Source organism: Pseudomonas sp. sp1636 (assembly GCF_030376615.1).
Lineage (GTDB): Bacteria > Pseudomonadota > Gammaproteobacteria > Pseudomonadales > Pseudomonadaceae > Aquipseudomonas.
Genome location: NZ_JARRAB010000014.1, coordinates 112,075 through 132,798, shown reverse-complemented (window position 1 = coordinate 132,798; position 20,724 = coordinate 112,075). Strand labels below are relative to the sequence as shown.

The window sequence follows — 20,724 nt, the reverse complement described above, 5'->3', positions numbered from 1 at the left end:
GGGAGCGCGGGCAACGCAAGACCCTGCGAGCCGCCGGCTCAGCCGCCCTAGTGATTGCGCCTGAAGGTCTCCTCGCCCATCGCCGCGATCTGTCCCTCGATCAGGGCTTCAAAGGGTTTGAGCAGCGCATCGAAACGGGCCGGCGCCTCCAGGGTTTCCAGTGCACTGACAATGGCTTCGATGGTCGACAGTGCCCCCGCCTGCGGCGCCTTGCGTAACCGGTAGCGCGACTGCAGGCCGGGTTGCAGGCTGACTCGCGGCAGAGCAGCCAGCGCCGGATTGCAATGCAGCAGTTTGCGCGCCTTGCGCCAGGTGCCATCCGGCACCACCAGCAGCAGCGGCTGCTCGTGCAGATGCGCCGCCAACTGCAGCAGCGGCTGGGCCTCCTCCCCCGGAAACAATAAGCAGGCCCGATAGCCCGGCGGCGTCAACAACGCCGGCAAATCCTCGAACACTTCGCCGACGCGCAACTCGGCGTTGGGCAACGCCAACGCCGCCAACCGCGCGGTATTCAACGCATGCCTGACCTCGCTCGGGTGCTGCAGGATCAGCACCCGCGTGCGACTCGGCAACCGGGGAATCAGCGCACATAAACAGCGATCGAGCGGACGGTTACAGCGTGGGCAATGGGGGCGTGGCATCGGCATCTCCTCAGTCGCGCAGTGTGCCACAAGCTCCGCTGACAGCGCGCAAGCGACCCTGCTCGCCCCAGGCGTGGGCATAGCGTTCCGGCAGGTAGCCCACACAGGCCCGGACGTGGCGAATTTCTCGTCAAGCAACTCGAAACCTGGGGCGTCGACACCCTATTCGGCATCCCCGGCGCGCACACCTGGCCCAGCTACTGCGCGAGGCACCAAACGCTCATCCGTTGATCATCGAAGTACTGAGCTGCCCCCTCCATCCCTGACGGCGGCCGCCGAACGGCGTGGCTTGCCACTGGGCGCTGCGCCTAGACTCAAGCTACACCAGGCGACAAGGTCAGCCAGATGAAAATCGTCACCCGCAACAACTGGTTCGAGGTGCGTCATCTGCAGGATGGCATCGCACTGATCCATGAGCCCTATATCCGCCCCTTCTACCGCTGCAACCTGTGGCATGTGCGAGGACGTGAGCACGACGCACTGATCGACTCCGGTTCCGGCCTGGTCAGCCTGCGCGAGCAATTGCCCTGGCTCACCGAGCGGCCATTGCTGGCGGTGGCCAGCCATACCCACTTCGACCATATCGCCGGCCATCACGAGCTCACCGAACGCCTGGTGCATCCTGCCGAGGCAGACATCCTCGCCGCGCCGACCGGGGCCAATACCCTGGCGGCGGATTTCGTCAACGACGAGATGTTCGAGGCGCACCCAGATTGCCCGCTGTGCTACGCCGAATACCGGGTCAAGGCGGCGCCGGCGACGCGCCTGATCGAAGACGGCGATGTGCTGGATTTAGGCGACCGGGTATTGCAGGTGTTGCATACCCCAGGTCATTCACCCGGCGGTATCAGCCTATGGGAGGCGGCGACGCAGACGTTGTTCTCCGGCGATATTCTCTATGACGGCCCGTTGATCGAAGATGCTTATCACTCGAACCTGCAGGATTACGCGCAAAGCCTGGCCCGGCTGCGCCACCTACCGGTACGCAACCTACATGGCGGGCATTTCCCGAGCTTTTCCGGTGAGCGCATGCGCGAACTGATCGAGCAATGGTTTATCGACCACCCGCACCTGCTCTAGCTTGGCTGTGGCTCAGCCGAAGCGGCGGTTGTCGATAAACGGCTTTGGTGGGCTAAAAGCCCACCCTGCCTTGAAATATTAGCGGCGTCGACGCGGCGCTTGCGGGCGGCGCTGATCGTCGGTACGCACAGGGACAGGTTGCAGTTTCGGCCGATCAAGCAAGCCCAAGGCAACCAACAGGTCGTGTAAGGCGTTATACAACTTGGCGCTCATGGAATACCCTCCTGCCAAGGACTTCAACAAGGCGCTCGATGCGCCTCATCTCAGCGTAGATTAACCCCGGCGCAATTGCCGAGGCTTGCCGCAAATCAAACAGCCCTAAACATGACCGACTGTCGGCCTGGGCAAAAGCCAGTGCCAAAGGTTGCGCACCGCCCCGTGACAGCCCCTATTCAGCCTGCTCGGTTTTGCGCCGGTAAGGGAATACGTCGATCACCTTGCCGGCGCGAATCGCATCTTGCAGGCTTTTCCAATAATCGGCGTCATACAATTCGCCATGCAACTGGCTGAACAAACGGCGCTGTTTGATATCGGCAAACAGGAACGGCGGGAACTCCTCGGGGAACACGTCCAGCGGCGCCACGGAATACCAGGGTTCGGAGGCCATCTCATCCTCCGGATAGCGCGGCGGCGGAATATGTCGAAAATTGACTTCGGTGAGAAAGCAAATTTCGTCGTAGTCGTAAAACACCACTCGGCCATGGCGGGTGACGCCAAAGTTCTTCAGCAGCATGTCGCCGGGGAAGATATTGGCCGCGGCCAACTGCTTGATCGCCAGGCCATAATCATCCAGCGCTTCGCGAACCTGGGCTTCGCTGGCATTTTCGACATACATATTCAGCGGGGTCATGCGCCGCTCGGTCCAGCAGTGGCGGATCAGCACGGTATCGCCGTCGACCTCGACGGTCGACGGCGCCACTTCCAGCAACTCGGCCAGACAAGCCGCCTCGAACTTGGCCTTGGGGAAGCGAAAATCGGCGAATTCCTGGGTATCGGCCATCCTGCCGACCCGGTCGACACTCTTCACCAGGCGGTACTTCTCGATCACCGTATTGCGGTCGACGTTCTTCGACGGCGCGAAGCGATCCTTGATGATCTTGAACACGGTGTTGAAGCCCGTCAGGGTGAACACGCTCATGACCATGCCGCGCACGCCGGGGGCCATGATGAACTTGTCGTCGGTGTTGGCCAGGTGGTTGATCAGCGCACGGTAGAATTCCGACTTGCCATGCTTGTAGAAACCGATCGAGGTATACAGCTCGGCAATGTGCTTGCCCGGCAGGATGCGCTTGAGAAAGCCGACGAACTCGGCCGGATAGCCGACCCGCACCATGAAATAGGAACGGGTGAAGGAGAAGATGATCGACACCTCGGCCTCATCGGTGATCAGCGTATCGATCTGAATTCCCTGATCCTCGCGGTGCAGCAGCGGGATCACCAGCGGCCACTGCTCGTCACGGGTATTGATGCGCCCGACCAGATAGGCGCCCTTGTTGCGGTACAGGCGCGAGGAGAACAGTTCGATACTCAGCTGCGGATCCTTGCACACCCAGTCCGGCAAGTTCTCGCGCATCTGCTTGAGCAACCGCGCCAGATCCCGTTCGAGGTTCTCGTAAGCCACTTCGAAACGGTAATCCTCGAAGATCTGCCGCAGCGCCTGCTCGATATTACCCTGGGGTCGGTAAATCCGGGTCAGCGGCGCCGGGGCATTGGCCCGTAGCGCCGGGCGCGTGGTGTGAATGAACATGCAGCCATCGTTAATCTGGTCATGGCTGAACAGCCCGCAGAAGATCGAGTTGAACCAGGTCTCCGCCAGTTCGTCGTCGCAACGCACGTTGATCAGGGCGATGTAGGCCGACTTGACCAGCGGCCACTGCGCCACATCCAGCAGCACCTCAGCCGGGTAGGCCTGGCGCAGACGCTCACTGACCTCGCTGACGAACTCTTCGTACAGGGCAATACGGGCGGCCGCAGCCCGCTGAATTTCCTGCCACTGCGCCTGCTCGAATCGTACCCGGCCCCCGTTGGTGATCTGACGGAACTGCTCACGATAATCGTCAAAACCATCGAGGATAAGCGTGGCGATAGCGCTGGCGGGCCATTGCTGCGGCATGGACAGACCTCTAAGTAAAAAATGAACCGACTGAATGAACTGCCGAGCTTAGCCAGTGACTGCCCCGAGGAAAAGCCGGAAAAACGCCTAACTGGGTTTATCGCGGCGAAATATTCCCGGCTGGCGAATTTAAAAGTTGTTTTCGCATTGCCTTGCCAAACATGCCCGGCAACACTGCTCGCCCCTAGCCTACATTTTTCAACGGCCTGCTAGCCGATCTGGAGTTCGTTGTGCGCCTCGCCGACCTGCTGCGCCTGTTAGTGCTCGCCGCCATCTGGGGCGCCAGCTTTCTATTCATGCGCATCGTTGCCCCCGTGCTCGGCAGCATGCCGAGCGCATTCTTCCGCGCCAGCCTGGGCGCTCTCGGCCTGCTGGCAATTTTGCTGATCATGCGAGTGCAGTGGGACTTTCGCGGCAAGCTCAAGCACTGCCTGGTGCTCGGAGTGATCAATGCCGGTCTGCCGTCGGCCATGTATTGCCTGGCGGCGCTGGTGCTGCCCGCCGGCTACTCGGCGATATTCAACGCCACCACGCCGATGATGGGCGTACTGATCGGCATGCTGTTCTTCGCCGAGGCGCTGACGTTGAGCAAAGCCGCTGGAGTGGCGCTTGGCTTGTTTGGCGTCGCCGTGTTGACCCGCACCGGCCCGGTCGCGGTCGATCAGCAACTGCTGCTCGGCGCCGCGGCCTGCCTGATCGCCACCACCTGTTACGGTTTTGCCGGCTTTCTCACCCGGCGCTGGATCGGCCAGCAAGGCGGCCTGGACAATCGCCTCACCGCGTTCAGCAGCCTCTGCGGTGCCAGCCTGTTCCTCCTGCCCCTGTTCGCGGGCAGTTTGATCCTACAACCGCCAGCGAGCTGGGGCGGCCTTCAGGAGTGGCTGTCCCTGGCTGGGCTTGGCTTTATCTGCACGGCCTTCGCTTACGTGCTGTATTTCCGCCTGCTGACCGATATCGGCCCGATCAAGGCATCGACCACCACCTTTCTGATCCCGCCGTTCGGTGTGTTGTGGGGCGCCCTGCTCCTCGACGAACCACTGTCCTGGGCCTACCTGTATGGCGGCGTGTTGATCGCCATTGCCCTGTGGCTGGTGGTGCGACCGAGTACTCGGGTAAAAGCGCCAAACAGCGCCAGCCAAGACGCCACCAGACTTGACCAACGCCCGTAGAGAGGGGCGTGGCGCGGCCGCCGTCACCGCCCATCTCCCGGCGAGACTGCCGGCGCGGCACGCTGCACGCCACCTCACGCAGCACGTGGGCAGACCGATAGGCATTGTGCACAGCCTCGCAAGCGTCGACTCAACGACATGGACGAGTGCGCTGCACGTCATCAGCGCAACAGCCAAATCACTGCACAGCAGGCGCAGGCAACCCAAACGGAAGTCAGCGGCGAGCCGACAACCGAGCAAATTCCGGACACAAAAAAGGGCGACCGAAGTCGCCCTTTTTCTGGATTAGCCGAACTTAGTTCTGCTTTTCCATTTGTGCACGGAGCAGATCACCAATGGTGGTCGGACCAGAAGCTTCAACTTCCTGCTTGCGCATTTCCTTGATGGCTTCTTTCTCGTCTTCAACGTCTTTCGACTTGACCGACAAGCTGATTACGCGGCTCTTACGGTCAACGCTGATGATCTTGGCTTCTACTTCTTCGCCTTCTTTCAGTACGTTGCGCGCGTCTTCAACGCGGTCACGGCTGATTTCGGAGGCTTTCAGAGTCGCTTCGATACCATCGGCCAGGGTGATGATCGCGCCCTTGGCGTCAACTTCTTTAACGATACCGCGCACGATGGTGCCTTTATCGTTAACAGCAACGTAGTCGGAGAACGGGTCTTCTTCCAGCTGCTTGATGCCGAGGGAAATGCGCTCACGCTCCGGATCGACGGAGAGGATAACGGTTTCCAGCTCGTCGCCCTTCTTGAAGCGGCGTACGGCTTCTTCGCCGACTTCGTTCCAGGAGATGTCGGACAGATGAACCAGGCCGTCGATGCCGCCATCCAGACCAATGAAGATACCGAAATCGGTGATCGACTTGATGGTGCCGGAGATCTTGTCGCCCTTGTTGAACTGACCGGAGAAATCTTCCCACGGGTTAGTTTTGCACTGCTTGATACCCAGGGAGATACGGCGACGCTCTTCGTCGATATCCAGAACCTGAACTTCCACTTCGTCGCCAACCTGTACGACTTTGGACGGGTGGATGTTCTTGTTGGTCCAATCCATTTCGGATACGTGTACCAGGCCTTCCACGCCTTCTTCCAGCTCGGCGAAGCAGCCGTAGTCGGTCAGGTTGGTGACGCGCGCGGTAACGCGGGTGCCTTCCGGGTAACGCGCCTTGATAGCAACCCATGGGTCTTCGCCCAGTTGCTTCAGACCCAGGGAAACGCGGTTACGCTCGCGATCGTACTTCAGTACCTTGACGTCGATCTCGTCGCCAACGTTGACGATCTCGGACGGATGCTTGATGCGCTTCCAGGCCATGTCGGTGATGTGCAGCAGGCCATCGACGCCACCCAGATCGACGAACGCGCCGTAATCCGTGAGGTTCTTGACGATACCCTTGACTTGCTGGCCTTCCTGCAGGGATTCCAGCAGAGCTTCGCGCTCGGCGCTGTTCTCGGCTTCCAGCACGCTGCGACGGGAAACGACAACGTTGTTGCGCTTCTGATCCAGCTTGATGACTTTGAATTCGAGCTCTTTGCCTTCCAGGTGAGTGGTATCACGCACCGGACGGACATCGACCAAGGAACCTGGGAGGAACGCACGGATGCCGTTAACGTCGACAGTGAAGCCGCCTTTAACCTTACCGTTGATAACGCCCTTGACCACTTCCTCGGCGGCGAAAGCTGCTTCCAGAACGATCCAGCACTCGGCACGTTTGGCTTTTTCGCGGGACAGCTTGGTTTCACCAAAGCCATCTTCAACCGCGTCCAGCGCAACGTGAACTTCGTCACCGACCTTGATGGTCAGCTCGCCAGCGTCGTTGTGGAACTGTTCCAGCGGGATGAGGCCTTCCGACTTCAAACCAGCGTGAACGGTTACCCAACCAGCTTGGTAATCGATGTCGACGATGATAGCGGTGATGATCGAGCCAGCCTGAAGGTTCAGGGTTTTTAGGCTTTCTTCAAACAGTTCAGCAAAGCTTTCGCTCATTTTAATTCCTGTTGATTCAGGGCAGGGAATCCGCCCAAACCACATTCCAGACAATGTGGGTACGTTCATATAAAAGAAGGCACACGGGACTAGGACTGGTCTCCCGCATGCTTCCTGGTGAGCTGATCAGCTTAAGCAGCTGAGGCTCGGGTTATCCGGCAAGATCGCGGATGGCGACCTCACTCAGAATTCGTTCCAGCACCTGCTCGATCGAGAGGTCGGTGGAATCCAGCTGGATCGCATCGGCTGCCGGTTTGAGCGGAGCCACTGCGCGCTGGGTATCGCGCTCATCGCGCGCCCGAATCTCGTCGAGAAGACTCGCGAGATTAACATCATCGCCCTTGCCCTTCAACTGCAAGTAACGCCGCCGAGCACGCTCCTCGGCGCTGGCGGTTAGAAAAATCTTCAGTGGCGCGTCGGGAAACACCACGGTGCCCATATCGCGACCATCGGCGACCAACCCGGGCATTTCCTGGAATGCCCGCTGGCGCTGCAGCAACGCCTCGCGCACGGCGGGTAGCGCAGCCACTTGCGAGGCGCCTGCGCCGATCTGCTCGTTGCGAATGACGTCGGTCACTTCCTCGCCTTCGAGGATGATGCGCTGGCTCTCGTCCCCTGCGACGAACTGCACGTCCAGGTGGGCGGCCAGCACCTTCATCGCCTCCTCGTTGGTTAGGTCGACCCCATGGTTGCGCGCGGCAAATGCCAGCAAGCGATACAGGGCTCCGGAATCCAGCAGGTTCCAGCCCAACTGCCGCGCCAGCAAGCCGGCGATTGTGCCCTTGCCCGAGCCGCTTGGCCCATCGATAGTGATAACCGACGCCACGGCGATCATGACTTGCCCTCCTCGGCGACCCGGATACCGACCTGTGCCGCCAGGGCCAGGAAGTTCGGGAACGAGGTGGCGACGTTGGCGCAATCGTGGATACGGATCGGCGCCGTGGCGCGCAGCGATGCCACGCTGAAAGCCATGGCAATACGATGGTCGCCATGACTCCAGACCTCGCCACCACCCATGCTGCCGCCGCCGGTGGCGACCCCATCGATAATAATGCCGTCCGGAGTCGGCTCGACCTTGACCCCCAGCGCCTGCAGGCCGTCGGCCATGACCTGGATACGGTCGGATTCCTTGACCCGCAGCTCCTCGGCACCGCGCAGCACGGTGCGGCCTGCGGCACACGCAGCCGCCACGAACAGCACGGGGAATTCGTCGATGGCCAGCGGCACCAGATGCTCCGGAATATCGATGCCGTGCAGCTTGGCACTGCGTACGCGAATGTCCGCCACCGGCTCGCCACCGACTTCACGCTGATTCTCCAGGCCGATATCGCCGCCCATCAGCTTGAGGATGTCGATCACCCCGGTGCGGGTCGGGTTGATGCCGACATGTTCGAGAACCAGCTCGGAATCCTCGGCGATGCTGCCGGCGACCAGGAAGAAGGCGGCCGAGGAAATGTCCGCCGGCACCTCGATATGGCTGGCACTCAGCCGATGACCGGACTCCAGGCTGGCGGTGCTGCCCTCGACCGCCACCGGATAGCCGAAGCCGCGCAGCATGCGCTCGGTATGGTCGCGGGTCGGTGCCGGCTCGGTGACCGAGGTCTGCCCCGCCGCATACAAGCCGGCCAACAACAGGCAGGATTTTACCTGGGCGCTGGCCATCGGCATTTCATAATGCATCCCCCCCAGACGCTGACCGCCACGAATGGTCAACGGTGGACGCCCCTCGGCAGCGGTTTCGATCAGCGCGCCCATCTCGCGTAGCGGCTTGGCCACCCGATTCATCGGCCGCTTGGACAACGAAGCATCGCCAGTCAGGGTGGTGTCGAACGACTGCCCCGCCAGCAGGCCGGCGAGCAGGCGCATGGAGGTGCCGGAGTTGCCCAGATAGATAGGCCCGGGCGGCGCCTGCAAACCATGCAGACCAACGCCATGAATAGTCACCCGACCGTGGTGCGGGCCTTCGATCACCACACCCATGTCGCGGAAGGCCTGCAGGGTCGCCAGGGCATCTTCGCCCTCGAGGAAACCTTCGACCTCGGTAGTCCCCTCGGCCAGCGAACCCAGCATGATCGAGCGGTGCGAGATGGATTTGTCGCCCGGAACGCGAATCCGCCCAGACAGTTTGCCACCGGGGTTAGCCAGAAAAATCAGATCATTCGAGTGCATAGCGTCCACATAGGCCCGTCGGGCTAGAATTTTGCTGAAATGTTCGCGGGCCACCCGAGCGCGGGTAAACACCCCCAGCAGCTGATGGCCATCCCCAGCGTCGACCGCATCGCGCAAAGCGTCGAGGTCGCCGCGAAATAGATCCAGGGTATGCAGCACGGCCTCGCGATTGGCGAGAAAGATGTCGTGCCACATCACCGGGTCGCTACCGGCGATCCGCGTGAAATCGCGGAAGCCGCCGGCAGCGTAACGGAAAATCTCCAGATTCTCGCTGCGTTTGGCCAGCGAGTCGACCAGACCAAACGCCAGCAGGTGCGGCAGATGACTGGTCGCGGCGAGCACCTGATCATGGTGCTCGACCTGCATATGCTCGACATCCGCACCCAGCTCGCGCCAGAGCCGGTCGACCAACTGCAACGCCTGCGGATCGGTTTGTGCGAGCGGTGTCAAAATCACCTTATGCCGACGAAACAACTCGGCATTGGCCGCCTCCACGCCACTTCGCTCGGAACCGGCAATCGGATGGCCCGGCACGAAGCGCGCAGGCATCGCGCCAAACGCCGCACCGGCAGCCCGCACCACATTGCCTTTGGCACTGCCGACATCGGTGAGCACGGCATCGCCCAGGTCGAGCTTGGCCAGCTCCACCAGCAGCTTTTCCATGGCCAGGATGGGCACTGCCAACTGGATCACCGCGGCCCCCTGACAGGCGCTGGCCAACTGCTCCTCGCAGCGATCGACCACGCCCTGCTCGATAGCCAGACGACGCGACTGCGGGTCAAGATCGACCCCCACGACCTCCCGACACAGGCCGCGCTCACGCAAACCCTTGGCGAACGAACCGCCGATCAAACCGAGACCGACCACCACCAGGCGGCCGATCATAGGGTCGCCGGATTGCACTTTGGTTACGACGGCCTTCGACTCCCTCACGCGCCCAGCACCTTGGCCAGCGCCTCGAGGAAGCGGGCATTTTCTTGCGCCAAGCCAATGGAGACACGCAGGTAGGTCGGCATGCCGTAATTGGCCACCGGCCGCACTATCACGCCTTCACGCAGCAGTGCCTGGTATATCGGCATGGACTCACGACCGAGGTCGACGGCAATGAAGTTGCCCTTGGACGGAATCCAGCTCAGTTCCAGCGCGCGGAAACCCGCTTCCAGCTGCGCCATGCCGGCGGCGTTGACCCGACGACTTTGCGCCAGGTACTCGGCATCGTCGAACGCCGCACAGGCGGCCGCCAAGGCCAGGCTGTTGACGTTGAACGGCTGACGCACACGGTTGAGCACATCGGCGATCTGCGCCGAACCGATCGCGTAACCGACGCGCAACGCCGCCAGACCATAGGCTTTGGAGAAGGTGCGCGACACCAGCAGGTTCGGGTAGTCGGCCAAGTAGTCGAGGCCATCCGGCAACGCGTCGCCCTCGGCGTATTCGATATAGGCCTCGTCCAGCACCACCAGCACATGTTCCGGCACACGGGCGAGGAACTCGCTCAGCGCCTGCGAACCGAACCAGGTGCCGGTCGGGTTGTTCGGATTGGCGATGAACACCACCCGGGTATGGGCGTCGATGGCGGCGAGCATGGCCTGCAGATCGTGACCATGGTCTTTGGCTGGCACCACCTTGCCTTGCGCCCCGACCGCTTGGGTGGCAATCGGGTAGACGGCAAAGGCATGCTCGCTGAACACCGCATTCAGACCGGGCGCCAGATAAGCACGCGCCACCAACTCGAGAATGTCGTTGGAGCCGTTACCCAGGGTGACCTGATTGACCTGCACGCCACAGCGCTCGGCCAGCCGGCTTTTCAGTTCGAAGCCATTGCCATCGGGATAGCGGGTCAGCTCGGCCAGCGCCTCAGCAATCGCCTGCAGCGCTTTCGGGCTCGGGCCCAGCGGGTTTTCATTGCTGGCCAGCTTGACGATGGTGGCTGGATCCAGGTCCAGCTCGCGGGCCAGCTCGTCCACCGGTTTGCCCGGCACATAGGGCGACAGCTTTTGCACCCCAGGCTGGGCCAGGGCAAGGAAATCGGTCATAGCAAAGCCTCGTTAGCACGGCTGGGCGCTCGCGCCCTTCGTAGGAGCGACTTCAGTCGCGAATTTCGCGGCCGAGGCCGCGCCTACGCAGAGCTCATGCAGCGCCCGAGACGGCCCGGATTAAAGTACCGCCTTCGGGTAGGAGCCCAGCACCTTGAGCGCCACGGCTTCCTGGTTGATCTTCTCCAGCACGTCCTTGATCAGCGGATCGCGGTGATGGCCGACGAAGTCGATGAAAAACACGTAGGTCCACTTGCCGCTGCGCGACGGGCGGGTCTCGATGCGGGTCAGGTCGATGCCGTTGGTGTGGAATGGCACCAGCAGTTCATGCAGGGCGCCCGGCTTGTTGCGCATGGAGACGATGACCGAGGTCTTGTCGTCGCCGGTCGGCGGCACTTCCTGGCTGCCGATGATCAAGAAGCGCGTCGAGTTGTCCGGGCGATCCTCGATCTTCTCGGCCAGCTTGCTCAAGCCATACAGACTGGCCGCCATGTCGCCGGCAATCGCCGCCGAATTCCACTCGCTCTTGACCCGCTTGGCTGCGTCGGCGTTGCTCGACACCGCCACCCGCTCGACGTTCGGGTAGTGCGCATCCAGCCACTTGCGGCACTGGGCCAGCGACTGGGCATGGGAGTAGATGCGGGTGATCTTGTCGGTCTTGGTGGTTTCGCCGACCAGCAGATGATGGTGGATACGCAGCTCGACCTCGCCGCAGATGACCATGTCGTGCTCGAGGAAACTGTCCAGGGTGTGGTTGATCGCGCCCTCGGTGGAGTTCTCCACCGGCACCACGCCGAAGTTGACCGCGCCGGCGGCCACCTCGCGAAACACCTCGTCGATCGCCGCCATCGGCACGCTGATCACCGCGTGACCGAAATGCTTCATCGCCGCAGCCTGGGAGAAGGTGCCTTCCGGGCCGAGGTAAGCGACCTTCAGCGGGTTCTCCAAGGCCAGGCAGGAGGACATGATCTCGCGAAACAGCCGCGCCATTTCCTCGTTGCCCAGCGGCCCCTGGTTGCGCTCCATGATGCGTTTGAGCACCTGGGCTTCACGCTCGGGACGGTAGAACACCGGCTTCTCGCCTTGCGGCAACGCCAGCATCTTGACCCGTGCCACTTCTTCGGCGCAGCGCGCGCGATCGCTGATCAGCTCGAGAATTCGCTCGTCGAGGTTATCGATGCGCAGGCGCAGGGCCTGCAACTCTTGCTCGGACATCAGCCGTGTTCCCTCTCGAATTCCGCCATATAAGCCACCAGCGCCTCGACGGCATCCAGGCCCACGGCGTTATAGATGGAGGCACGCATGCCGCCGACCGAACGGTGACCCTTGAGGTTAAGCAGGTTGCGGGCCTCGGCACCAGCGAGGAACGGTTTGTCCAGACGCTCGTCGACCAGACGGAAGGGCACGTTCATCCAGGAGCGGGCATTGAGCGCAATCGGGTTGCTGTACAGCTCGCTGCCATCGATAACGCCGTAGAGCAGCTCTTTCTTGGCCCGGTTACGCCGCTCCATGGCCTCGACCCCGCCCTGCTCCTTCAACCATTCGAACACCAGGCCGGAGAGGTACCAGGAAAAGGTCGCCGGAGTGTTGTACATCGAGCCGTTGTCGGCAGCGACCTTGTAATTGAGCATGGTCGGGCAGATGCTGCGGGCGCGGCCGAGCAGGTCTTCGCGAACGATGGTCACCACCAGGCCGGACGGGCCGATATTCTTCTGCGCGCCCGCATAGATCAGGCCGAACTTCGACACATCGATCGGCCGCGAGAGGATGTCCGAAGACATATCCGCCACCAAAGGCACGTCACCGACCTCGGGAATCCAGTCGAATTCGAGGCCGCCGATGGTCTCGTTCGGCGTGTAATGCAGGTAGGCGGCACGGTTCGACAGTTGCCACTCGTTCTGCCCGGGAATCGCGAAATAGTCGTAAGGCTTGGCGCTGGCGGCGACATTGATGGCGCCGTAACGGCGAGCCTCTTCGATGCTCTTCTTCGACCAAATGCCGGTGTCGATGTAGTCGGCCACGCCGTCTTCAGGCAGCAGGTTGAGCGGAATCTCGGCGAACTGCTGGCTGGCACCGCCCTGCAGAAACAGCACTTTATAGTCGGAGGGAATACTGAGCAAATCGCGCAAATCCTGCTCGGCCTTGGCGGCAATGGCCATGTAGTCGTCGCTGCGGTGGCTCATCTCCATCACCGACAGGCCTTTACCCTGCCAGTCGAGGAGTTCCGCCTGGGCGCGTTGCAGAACAGCTTCAGGAAGCGCGGCCGGGCCGGCGCAGAAGTTATAGGCTCGTTTGCTCACATCCACTCTCGCTCAAATGTTGGACGACTGGCCACTGCCGGCCAGCCGCCGAATCCAACGCGGCAATGAGCGAGGTCGCACCTCGCTCATGCACATCACTCTTCGCTGGCAGGACTCTCGTCAGCAGCTTCCGCCCCATCGTCGCCCAGAGCCTCGTCACCTTCAAGCAACTCGTCAGCCTCCTCTGCGGATGGTTCCTGCACCCGCTCGAGGCCCACCAGCTTTTCATCCTTGGCCAGCTTGATCAGGGTCACGCCCTGGGTGTTACGGCCGAGGCTGGAGACTTCGCCAACCCGGGTACGCACCAAGGTGCCCTGGTCGGAAATCAGCATGATTTCCTCGTCGTCGAGTACCTGCACGGCGCCCACCAGCTTGCCGTTACGTTCGTTGCTGACCATGGCGATCACGCCCTGGCCGCCACGTCCGCGACGGGGAAACTTGCTCAACGGCGTGCGCTTGCCGAAACCACGCTCGGAAGCGGTGAGAATCTGCGCCCCCGACTCGGGAATCAACATGGAGATCAACTGCTGGCCCTTACCCAGCCGCATGCCACGAATACCGCCCGCGACCCGGTTCCTGACCTTCACCGCACTCTCGGCGAAGCGAATCACCTTGCCAGCCTCGGAGAACAGCATGACCTCCGTGGAGCCGTCAGTGATGGCGGCGGCGATCAGGGTGTCGCCTTCCTTGAGTTTCAGGGCGATCAGGCCGCTGGAACGTGGCCGGCTGAATTGCGCCAGCGGGGCCCTCTTCACCGTACCGAAAGCGGTGGCCATGAAGATATAGGCTCCGGTGGGTTCGGCCACCAGCTGCGCCGTCTCGCCGTCGATTTCCTCGACCTCGGCCACATCGGCAGCATCGTCGGCTTCGAGCACCTCGCCCTCGATCACCGCATCCTCGGCGTCGTCCAGCTCTTCATCGGCACCGGCACTCTGCTGCAGGGCTTCCAGATCGATCTGCAGCATGGTGGTGATGTACTCGCCCTCATCCAGCGGCAACAGATTGACCAGCGGACGACCGCGGGCGGCACGCGAGGCCTCGGGAATTTCGTAGGTCTTCAGCCAGTACACCTTGCCCTTGCTGGAGAACAGCAACAGGGTGGAGTGGCTGTTGGCAACCAGCAGGTGGGCAATGTAGTCCTCATCCTTGATGCCGGTGGCCGACTTGCCTTTACCGCCACGACGCTGCGCCTGATAGGCGCTCAGCGGCTGCGATTTGGCGTAACCGGTGTGGGAGATGGTCACCACCCGCTCTTCTTCGGTGATCAAGTCGCCCAGGGTCAGATCCAGACGCGCATCGAGAATCTCGGTGCGGCGCGCATCGCCGAACTCGGCCTTGACCGCTTCCAGCTCTTCGCGAATCACTTCCATCAGGCGCACGGCGCTGGTGAGGATGCGGATCAGCTCGCCGATCTGGGTGAGAATTTCCTGGTATTCGGCCAGCAGCTTCTCGTGCTCCAGACCGGTCAGGCGGTGCAGGCGCAACTCCAGAATGGCCTGGGCCTGTTCCGGCGACAGGTAATACTTGCCATCGCGCAGACCGTACTGCGGTTCGAGGGTTTCCGGACGGCAGGAGTCGGCACCGGCGCGCTCGACCATGGCTTCCACCGCAGTCGATTCCCAGGCGGTGGCAATCAACGCTTCCTTGGCTTCGGCAGGCGACGGCGAGGCCTTAATCAGGGCGATCACCGGATCGATGTTGGACAGTGCCACTGCCTGGCCTTCGAGGATATGCCCGCGCTCGCGCGCCTTGCGCAGCTCGAACACGGTGCGCCGGGTGACCACTTCTCGGCGGTGCAGAACAAAGGCTTCGAGCATGTCCTTGAGATTGAGGACTTTCGGCTGGCCATCGATCAGCGCCACCACGTTGATGCCGAATACGCTCTGCATCTGGGTCTGGGCGTAGAGGTTGTTGAGCACCACTTCCGCCACTTCGCCGCGGCGCAACTCGATGACGATGCGCATGCCGTCCTTGTCGGACTCGTCACGCAACTCGGTGATGCCGTCGAGCTTCTTCTCTTTGACCAGCTCGGCGATCTTCTCGATCAGGCGTGCCTTGTTCAGCTGATACGGCAGCTCGCTGACGATGATCTGCTGACGGCCGCCGACCTTGTCGATGTCTTCGATGATCGCCCGGGCGCGCATATAGATGCGCCCGCGACCGGTGCGGTAGGCCTCGATGATGCCGGCACGGCCGTTGATGATCGCCGCCGTGGGGAAGTCCGGGCCCGGGATGTACTGCATCAGTTCATCGACCGTCAGCTCGGGGTTGTCGATCAGCGCCAGGCAGCCGTTGATCACTTCCGTGAGGTTGTGCGGCGGAATGTTGGTGGCCATGCCCACGGCGATCCCACTGGAACCGTTGACCAACAGATTGGGTACTTTGGTCGGCATGACCGCCGGAATCATCTCGGTGCCGTCGTAGTTCGGCACCCAGTCGACGGTTTCCTTGTGCAGGTCGGCCAGCAGTTCGTGGGCCAGTTTGGTCATGCGCACTTCGGTGTAACGCATGGCGGCGGCGTTGTCGCCGTCCACCGAACCGAAGTTGCCCTGACCGTCGACCAGCAGGTAACGCAGGGAGAAGGGCTGAGCCATACGGACGATGGTGTCGTACACCGCGGTATCGCCATGCGGGTGGTACTTACCGATCACGTCACCGACCACGCGGGCGGACTTCTTGTATGCCTTGTTCCAGTCGTTACCCAACTCACTCATTGCAAAGAGCACACGCCGATGCACGGGCTTCAAGCCATCGCGCGCATCCGGCAGGGCACGCCCGACGATTACGCTCATCGCGTAGTCGAGGTAGGACTGCTTGAGTTCGTCTTCGATATTGACCGGGAGGATTTCTTTGGCCAGTTCGCCCATGAGTAGCCTGGTTCCTTTTCTGGTGAAACTCCGCGTCATTCATCCTGAACGAGGCGAAGCTTGCCGCCGCAGCTTAATGCCCGCAGCGACTCACGAAAAATCAATGAGTTATGCCATGTATCTGCGCAGTTAAGGCGACCGTGGCCGGCGCCCCTGAAAACCGCCGGAGTTTATCACAATCACTGCCCCGCACCTATCCCCAGGCGGCCACTGACCGAGCAGGGAGAGGGTGCACCCAACCGGCTCAATGCAAGCGCTTGCGGCACATCAAGCGGGCCATTTTCGCCGCATCCGGCCGCTCAACCACCCCCTTCTCGGTCACGATGAAATCAACCAGATCAGCCGGGGTCACGTCAAACACCGGATTGAGCGCATCCACCCCCGCCGCCACTCGCTGACCATTGAGTTCCAGCAGCTCGCTGGCATCACGCTCTTCGATGGGGATGTCGTCACCGCTTTCCAGCGCCATATCGATGGTCGAGCTCGGCGCCACCACCATGAAACGCACACCATGGTGCATGGCATTGACCGCCAACTGGTAAGTGCCGATCTTGTTCGCCACATCGCCATTGGCGGCGATCCGGTCGGCACCGACGATAACCCAGGTGATACCGCGGGTCTTCATCAGGTGCGCCGCAGCCGAATCGACATTCAGGCTGACCGGGATACCCTCGCCCGCCAACTCCCAGGCGGTCAGGCGCGAGCCTTGCAGCCAGGGACGGGTTTCATCGACATAAATGCGCTCGACCAACCCCTCCAGGTAGGCCGCGCGAATCACCCCCAGCGCCGTACCGAAGCCGCCAGTGGCCAGGGCACCGGCATTGCAGTGGGTCAACAGGTTCTGCCGATTGCCCTGATGCTTGCGAATCAGGTCGACACCGATCTGCGCCATGGTCAGGTTGGCTTCACGGTCGCTCTGATGAATACCCAGCGCCTCGCTCTCCAGCAGCGCAACCGGATCCTCACCTTCTTTAATACGCGCCATGCGCTCACGCATTCGATTGAGCGCCCAAAACAGATTGACCGCCGTCGGCCGCGACTCGGCCAGCACCTGAAAATCTGCCTCCAAGGCCGCACGCCAGTCACCGCCCGCGGCCACCCGCGCGCGCGCGCCGAGCACCACCGCGTAGGCCGCACTGATGCCGATAGCCGGCGCCCCACGCACCACCATCAGGCGAATCGCCTCGGCGACGGCCGCTGCCGAACGGCAGACATGCCAACTTTGCTCGAACGGCAACACGCGCTGATCGAGCAGATGCAGAGCGCCATCGCGCCAATCAATGGCCTGAACCTTCTCCGCCGCTAACAATTGCTCGCGCATGACACACCTCGCCCCGAAAAGCCGACCATTATACGCAGAGATACGGCGGCAAGCGGCGTAGCGCCCGACTCGGCACCCGAGTGTTCGTCAAGCTTTTCGCTTTTACTTGCCGCCTGAAACTTACGGCTTATGGCTGCACGGCTTCAAGCGCACGACATTCCCCTATAAACTCGACGATTCAGATACTTGCAGGAAGCCCCAGGCATGCCCGAAGCCCCTCTCGACCTTCTCCTACTCCCAACCTGGCTGGTGCCGGTCGAACCCGCGGGAGTGGTGCTGCACGAGCACGGCCTGGGCATCCGCGACGGACGCATCGCGCTGATCGCGCCGCGGGCCGAAGCCCTCAAGCACAAAGCACTGGAAGTCCGCGAACTGCCCGGCCGACTGCTGGCACCGGGGCTAGTCAACGCTCACGGCCACGCCGCCATGAGCCTGTTCCGCGGCATGGCCGACGAACTGCCGCTGGCCAATTGGCTGGAGCAGCACATCTGGCCGGCCGAGGCCCGCTGGGTGGATGAACGCTTCGTCCTGGACGGCACCGAACTGGCCATCGCCGAGCAACTCAAGGGTGGCATCACCTGCTTCTCGGACATGTACTTCTTCCCCGAAGTGGCCAGCGAACTGGTGCACAAGAGCGGTATGCGCGCGCAGATAACCATTCCGGTACTGGATTTCCCCATTCCCGGCGCCCGCGATGCCGACGAAGCGCTGCGCAAAGGGCTGGCACTGTTCGACGACCTCAAGCATCACCCGCGCCTGAGCGTCGCCTTCGGCCCCCACGCCCCCTATACGGTGAGCGACGACAAGCTGGAAAACATCCGCATACTCGCCGAAGAGTTGGATGCCGGCATCCATATGCACGTGCATGAAACCGCCTTCGAGGTGCAGCAGAGCCTGCAGCGCTATGGCGAGCGACCGTTGGCGCGATTGGCGCGACTCGGCCTGCTCGGCCCGCGCTTTCAGGCCGTGCACATGACCCAGATCGATGATGAGGATCTGGCCCTGCTGGTGGCCAGCAACAGCAGCGTGATCCATTGCCCGGAGTCCAACCTCAAGCTGGCCTGCGGCTTCTGTCCGGTGGAAAAGCTCTGGCAGGCCGGAGTCAATGTGGCCATCGGCACCGACGGCGCCGCCAGCAACAACGACCTGGATCTGCTCGGCGAAACCCGCACGGCCGCCCTGCTGGCCAAAGCCGTCGCCGGCTCGGCCAGCGCCCTGGATGCCCACCGGGCTCTGCGCATGGCGACCCTGAATGGCGCCCGCGCCCTCGGCCTGGATGACCGGATCGGCTCGTTGGAGCCGGGCAAAGCCGCCGACCTGGTGACATTCAACCTGGCCGGCCTGGCCCAGCAGCCGATCTACGACCCGGTTTCGCAACTGATCTATACCAGCAACCGCGACTGCGTCGAAGACGTCTGGGTTGGCGGCAAGCACCTGCTCGACGCCGGCCGGCTGACGCGCCTGGACGAACAACGGATCATCGCCAACGCTCGCGCCTGGGGGGCGAAGATCGCCAGCAAGCAATAGAACACCGGTCTGGCTGCGACAACCTGACATAGGATCGGCTGCGCAATAGACACCCACTCCAAACCACGAAACTGGCAACATGAAGCCATTTAGCCCAGGCCTGCCATTTTGCCGTTTCACCCAGGAAGACTTATGAGCAACGTCGATCACGCCGAAATCGCCAAATTCGAAGCCCTCGCCCACCGCTGGTGGGATCGCGAAAGCGAATTCAAACCCCTGCACGAGATCAACCCGCTGCGGGTCAACTGGATTGCGGAACGCGTCAGCCTGGCCGGCAAGAAGGTGCTCGACATCGGCTGCGGCGGCGGCATTCTCAGCGAAGCCATGGCCCAGCGCGGCGCCGAAGTAACCGGTATCGACATGGGCGAAGCCCCCCTGGCCGTGGCCCAGCTGCATCAACTGGAGTCCGGCGTCTCGGTGCAGTACCGACAGATCACGGCCGAAGCCCTGGCGCTGGAAATGCCCGGGCAGTTCGACGTGGTCACCTGCCTGGAAATGCTCGAACACGTTCCGGATCCGGCCTCGGTGATCCGCGCCTGTCAGACCCTGGTCAAGCCCGGCGGCCAGGTATTCTTCTCCACCATCAACCGCAACCCCAAGGCTTACATGTTCGCGGTGATAGGCGCGGAGTACCTGCTGCGCCTGCTACCGCGCGGCACCCATGACTTCAAGAAGTTCATCCGCCCCTCGGAACTGGGCGCCTGGAGCCGCGAAGCCGGCCTGCAGGTCAAAGACATCATCGGCCTGACCTACAACCCGCTGACCAAACATTACAAGTTGGAAGCGGATGTCGACGTCAATTACATGCTCCAAACGCTCAAGGAGGCCTGATGCGTTTGCGTGCAGTTCTTTTCGATATGGATGGCACCCTGCTCGACAGCGCACCGGACTTTATCGCCATCTGCCAGGCGATGCGCGCCGAACGCGGACTCGCCGCAGTGGATGACAAACTGATCCGCGACCAAATTTCCGGCGGCGCCCGCGCCATGGTTGCGGCGAGTTTCGCCATGGATCCGCTGGCCGAGCAGTTCGAAGCCCTGCGCCTAGAGTTCCTCGAACGTTATCAGGCTCACTGTGCGGTGCTGACCCACCCTTTCGACGGCATCAATGAACTGCTCGCCGATATCGAGCGGGCCAAGCTGATCTGGGGCGTGGTGACCAACAAACCGCTGCGCTTCGCCGAACCGATTATGCAGCGACTGGGCCTGGCCGAGCGCTCGGCCATCCTGATCTGCCCGGAGCATGTCAGCAACAGCAAACCCGATCCGGAGCCGATGATCCTGGCCTGCAGCCAACTGGGCCTGGATCCAGCCAGCGTCCTGTTCGTCGGCGACGACCTGCGCGACATCGAGTCGGGGCGTGCCGCCGGAACCAGAACCGCGGCGGTGACCTATGGCTATATTCACCCGGACGACAACCCGAGAAACTGGGGCGCCGACGTAGTAGTCGACCACCCGCTGGAGCTGCGCGCAGTGCTCGAACGGGCGCTGTGCAGCTGCTGACGCAGCAGCCGCACGCTC

General features: G+C 62.1%; 16 protein-coding genes and 1 pseudogene. 6 read left to right on the top strand and 11 right to left on the bottom strand.

What is annotated here, in order from left to right; all coding sequences use genetic code 11:
• Positions 1 to 47: 47 nt before the first annotated feature.
• Complete coding sequence (locus P8H27_RS15065; RefSeq protein WP_289638391.1) at positions 48 to 641, bottom strand: tRNA-uridine aminocarboxypropyltransferase; 594 nt, start codon at positions 639 to 641, stop codon at positions 48 to 50.
• A 117-nt stretch (positions 642 to 758) separates the two neighbouring features.
• Between P8H27_RS15065 and P8H27_RS15060 the strand changes: the two are divergent.
• Both P8H27_RS15060 and P8H27_RS15055 read left to right on the top strand, forming a co-directional pair.
• Positions 759 to 842 (top strand): annotated as a pseudogene (locus P8H27_RS15060) (hypothetical protein); the annotation flags it as partial.
• Positions 843 to 986: 144 nt separating this feature from the next.
• Positions 987 to 1,721, top strand: a complete 735-nt coding sequence (locus tag P8H27_RS15055; RefSeq protein WP_289638389.1) for an MBL fold metallo-hydrolase — start codon at positions 987 to 989, stop codon at positions 1,719 to 1,721.
• Between the two features lie 78 nt (positions 1,722 to 1,799).
• On the opposite strand, the gene P8H27_RS15050 is transcribed toward P8H27_RS15055, so the two are convergent.
• Both P8H27_RS15050 and aceK read right to left on the bottom strand, forming a co-directional pair.
• Positions 1,800 to 1,934, bottom strand: a complete 135-nt coding sequence (locus tag P8H27_RS15050; protein WP_289638387.1) for a PA1414 family protein — start codon at positions 1,932 to 1,934, stop codon at positions 1,800 to 1,802.
• 175 nt (positions 1,935 to 2,109) lie between these two features.
• The gene (gene aceK, locus P8H27_RS15045; RefSeq protein WP_289638385.1) at positions 2,110 to 3,834 is read right to left on the bottom strand and encodes a bifunctional isocitrate dehydrogenase kinase/phosphatase; all 1,725 of its coding nucleotides are present in this window, start codon (positions 3,832 to 3,834) and stop codon (positions 2,110 to 2,112) included.
• A 230-nt stretch (positions 3,835 to 4,064) separates the two neighbouring features.
• Here aceK and P8H27_RS15040 point away from each other — a divergent pair, with 230 nt between their 5' ends.
• On the top strand, positions 4,065 to 5,003 hold the full coding sequence (locus P8H27_RS15040; RefSeq protein ID WP_289638384.1) for a DMT family transporter: 939 nt from the start codon (positions 4,065 to 4,067) through the stop codon (positions 5,001 to 5,003).
• Between the two features lie 295 nt (positions 5,004 to 5,298).
• Here the strand turns inward: P8H27_RS15040 and rpsA are convergent, their stop codons facing one another.
• The 8 genes from rpsA to mtnA form a co-directional block, all read right to left on the bottom strand.
• The gene (gene rpsA, locus P8H27_RS15035; protein WP_289638382.1) at positions 5,299 to 6,984 is read right to left on the bottom strand and encodes a 30S ribosomal protein S1; all 1,686 of its coding nucleotides are present in this window, start codon (positions 6,982 to 6,984) and stop codon (positions 5,299 to 5,301) included.
• 151 nt (positions 6,985 to 7,135) lie between these two features.
• Complete coding sequence (gene cmk, locus P8H27_RS15030; RefSeq protein ID WP_289638380.1) at positions 7,136 to 7,819, bottom strand: (d)CMP kinase; 684 nt, start codon at positions 7,817 to 7,819, stop codon at positions 7,136 to 7,138.
• Complete coding sequence (locus tag P8H27_RS15025; RefSeq protein WP_289638378.1) at positions 7,816 to 10,038, bottom strand: bifunctional prephenate dehydrogenase/3-phosphoshikimate 1-carboxyvinyltransferase; 2,223 nt, start codon at positions 10,036 to 10,038, stop codon at positions 7,816 to 7,818. The genes cmk and P8H27_RS15025 overlap by 4 nt, the downstream gene beginning before the upstream one ends.
• Positions 10,039 to 10,082: 44 nt before the next feature.
• Positions 10,083 to 11,189 (bottom strand): histidinol-phosphate transaminase, encoded by a 1,107-nt coding sequence (gene hisC, locus P8H27_RS15020; RefSeq protein ID WP_289638377.1) that lies wholly within the window; start codon positions 11,187 to 11,189, stop codon positions 10,083 to 10,085.
• 120 nt (positions 11,190 to 11,309) lie between these two features.
• Positions 11,310 to 12,404, bottom strand: a complete 1,095-nt coding sequence (gene pheA / locus P8H27_RS15015) for a prephenate dehydratase (RefSeq protein WP_289638376.1) — start codon at positions 12,402 to 12,404, stop codon at positions 11,310 to 11,312.
• A complete protein-coding gene (gene serC / locus P8H27_RS15010; protein WP_289638375.1) occupies positions 12,404 to 13,489 on the bottom strand; it encodes a 3-phosphoserine/phosphohydroxythreonine transaminase in 1,086 nt (361 codons plus the stop codon). The genes pheA and serC overlap by 1 nt, the downstream gene beginning before the upstream one ends.
• A gap of 95 nt (positions 13,490 to 13,584) precedes the next feature.
• Entirely contained in the window at positions 13,585 to 16,356 is a 2,772-nt protein-coding gene (gyrA, locus tag P8H27_RS15005; RefSeq protein ID WP_289638374.1) for a DNA gyrase subunit A, read from the bottom strand.
• 244 nt (positions 16,357 to 16,600) lie between these two features.
• Positions 16,601 to 17,677, bottom strand: coding sequence for an S-methyl-5-thioribose-1-phosphate isomerase (mtnA, locus tag P8H27_RS15000; protein WP_289638373.1), 1,077 nt, complete (start codon positions 17,675 to 17,677; stop codon positions 16,601 to 16,603).
• A gap of 204 nt (positions 17,678 to 17,881) precedes the next feature.
• Here mtnA and P8H27_RS14995 point away from each other — a divergent pair, with 204 nt between their 5' ends.
• The 3 genes from P8H27_RS14995 (at position 17,882) to mupP (ending at position 20,706) form a co-directional block, all read left to right on the top strand.
• Positions 17,882 to 19,204 carry a TRZ/ATZ family hydrolase gene (locus tag P8H27_RS14995; RefSeq protein WP_289638372.1) on the top strand — a complete coding sequence of 441 codons (1,323 nt, stop codon included), beginning with the start codon at positions 17,882 to 17,884 and terminating at the stop codon, positions 19,202 to 19,204.
• A 132-nt stretch (positions 19,205 to 19,336) separates the two neighbouring features.
• On the top strand, positions 19,337 to 20,035 hold the full coding sequence (gene ubiG / locus P8H27_RS14990) for a bifunctional 2-polyprenyl-6-hydroxyphenol methylase/3-demethylubiquinol 3-O-methyltransferase UbiG (RefSeq protein WP_289638371.1): 699 nt from the start codon (positions 19,337 to 19,339) through the stop codon (positions 20,033 to 20,035).
• Positions 20,035 to 20,706: an N-acetylmuramic acid 6-phosphate phosphatase MupP gene (gene mupP / locus P8H27_RS14985; RefSeq protein WP_289638370.1), complete on the top strand. Its 672-nt coding sequence runs from the start codon at positions 20,035 to 20,037 to the stop codon at positions 20,704 to 20,706. The genes ubiG and mupP overlap by 1 nt, the downstream gene beginning before the upstream one ends.
• Positions 20,707 to 20,724: the final 18 nt, after the last annotated feature.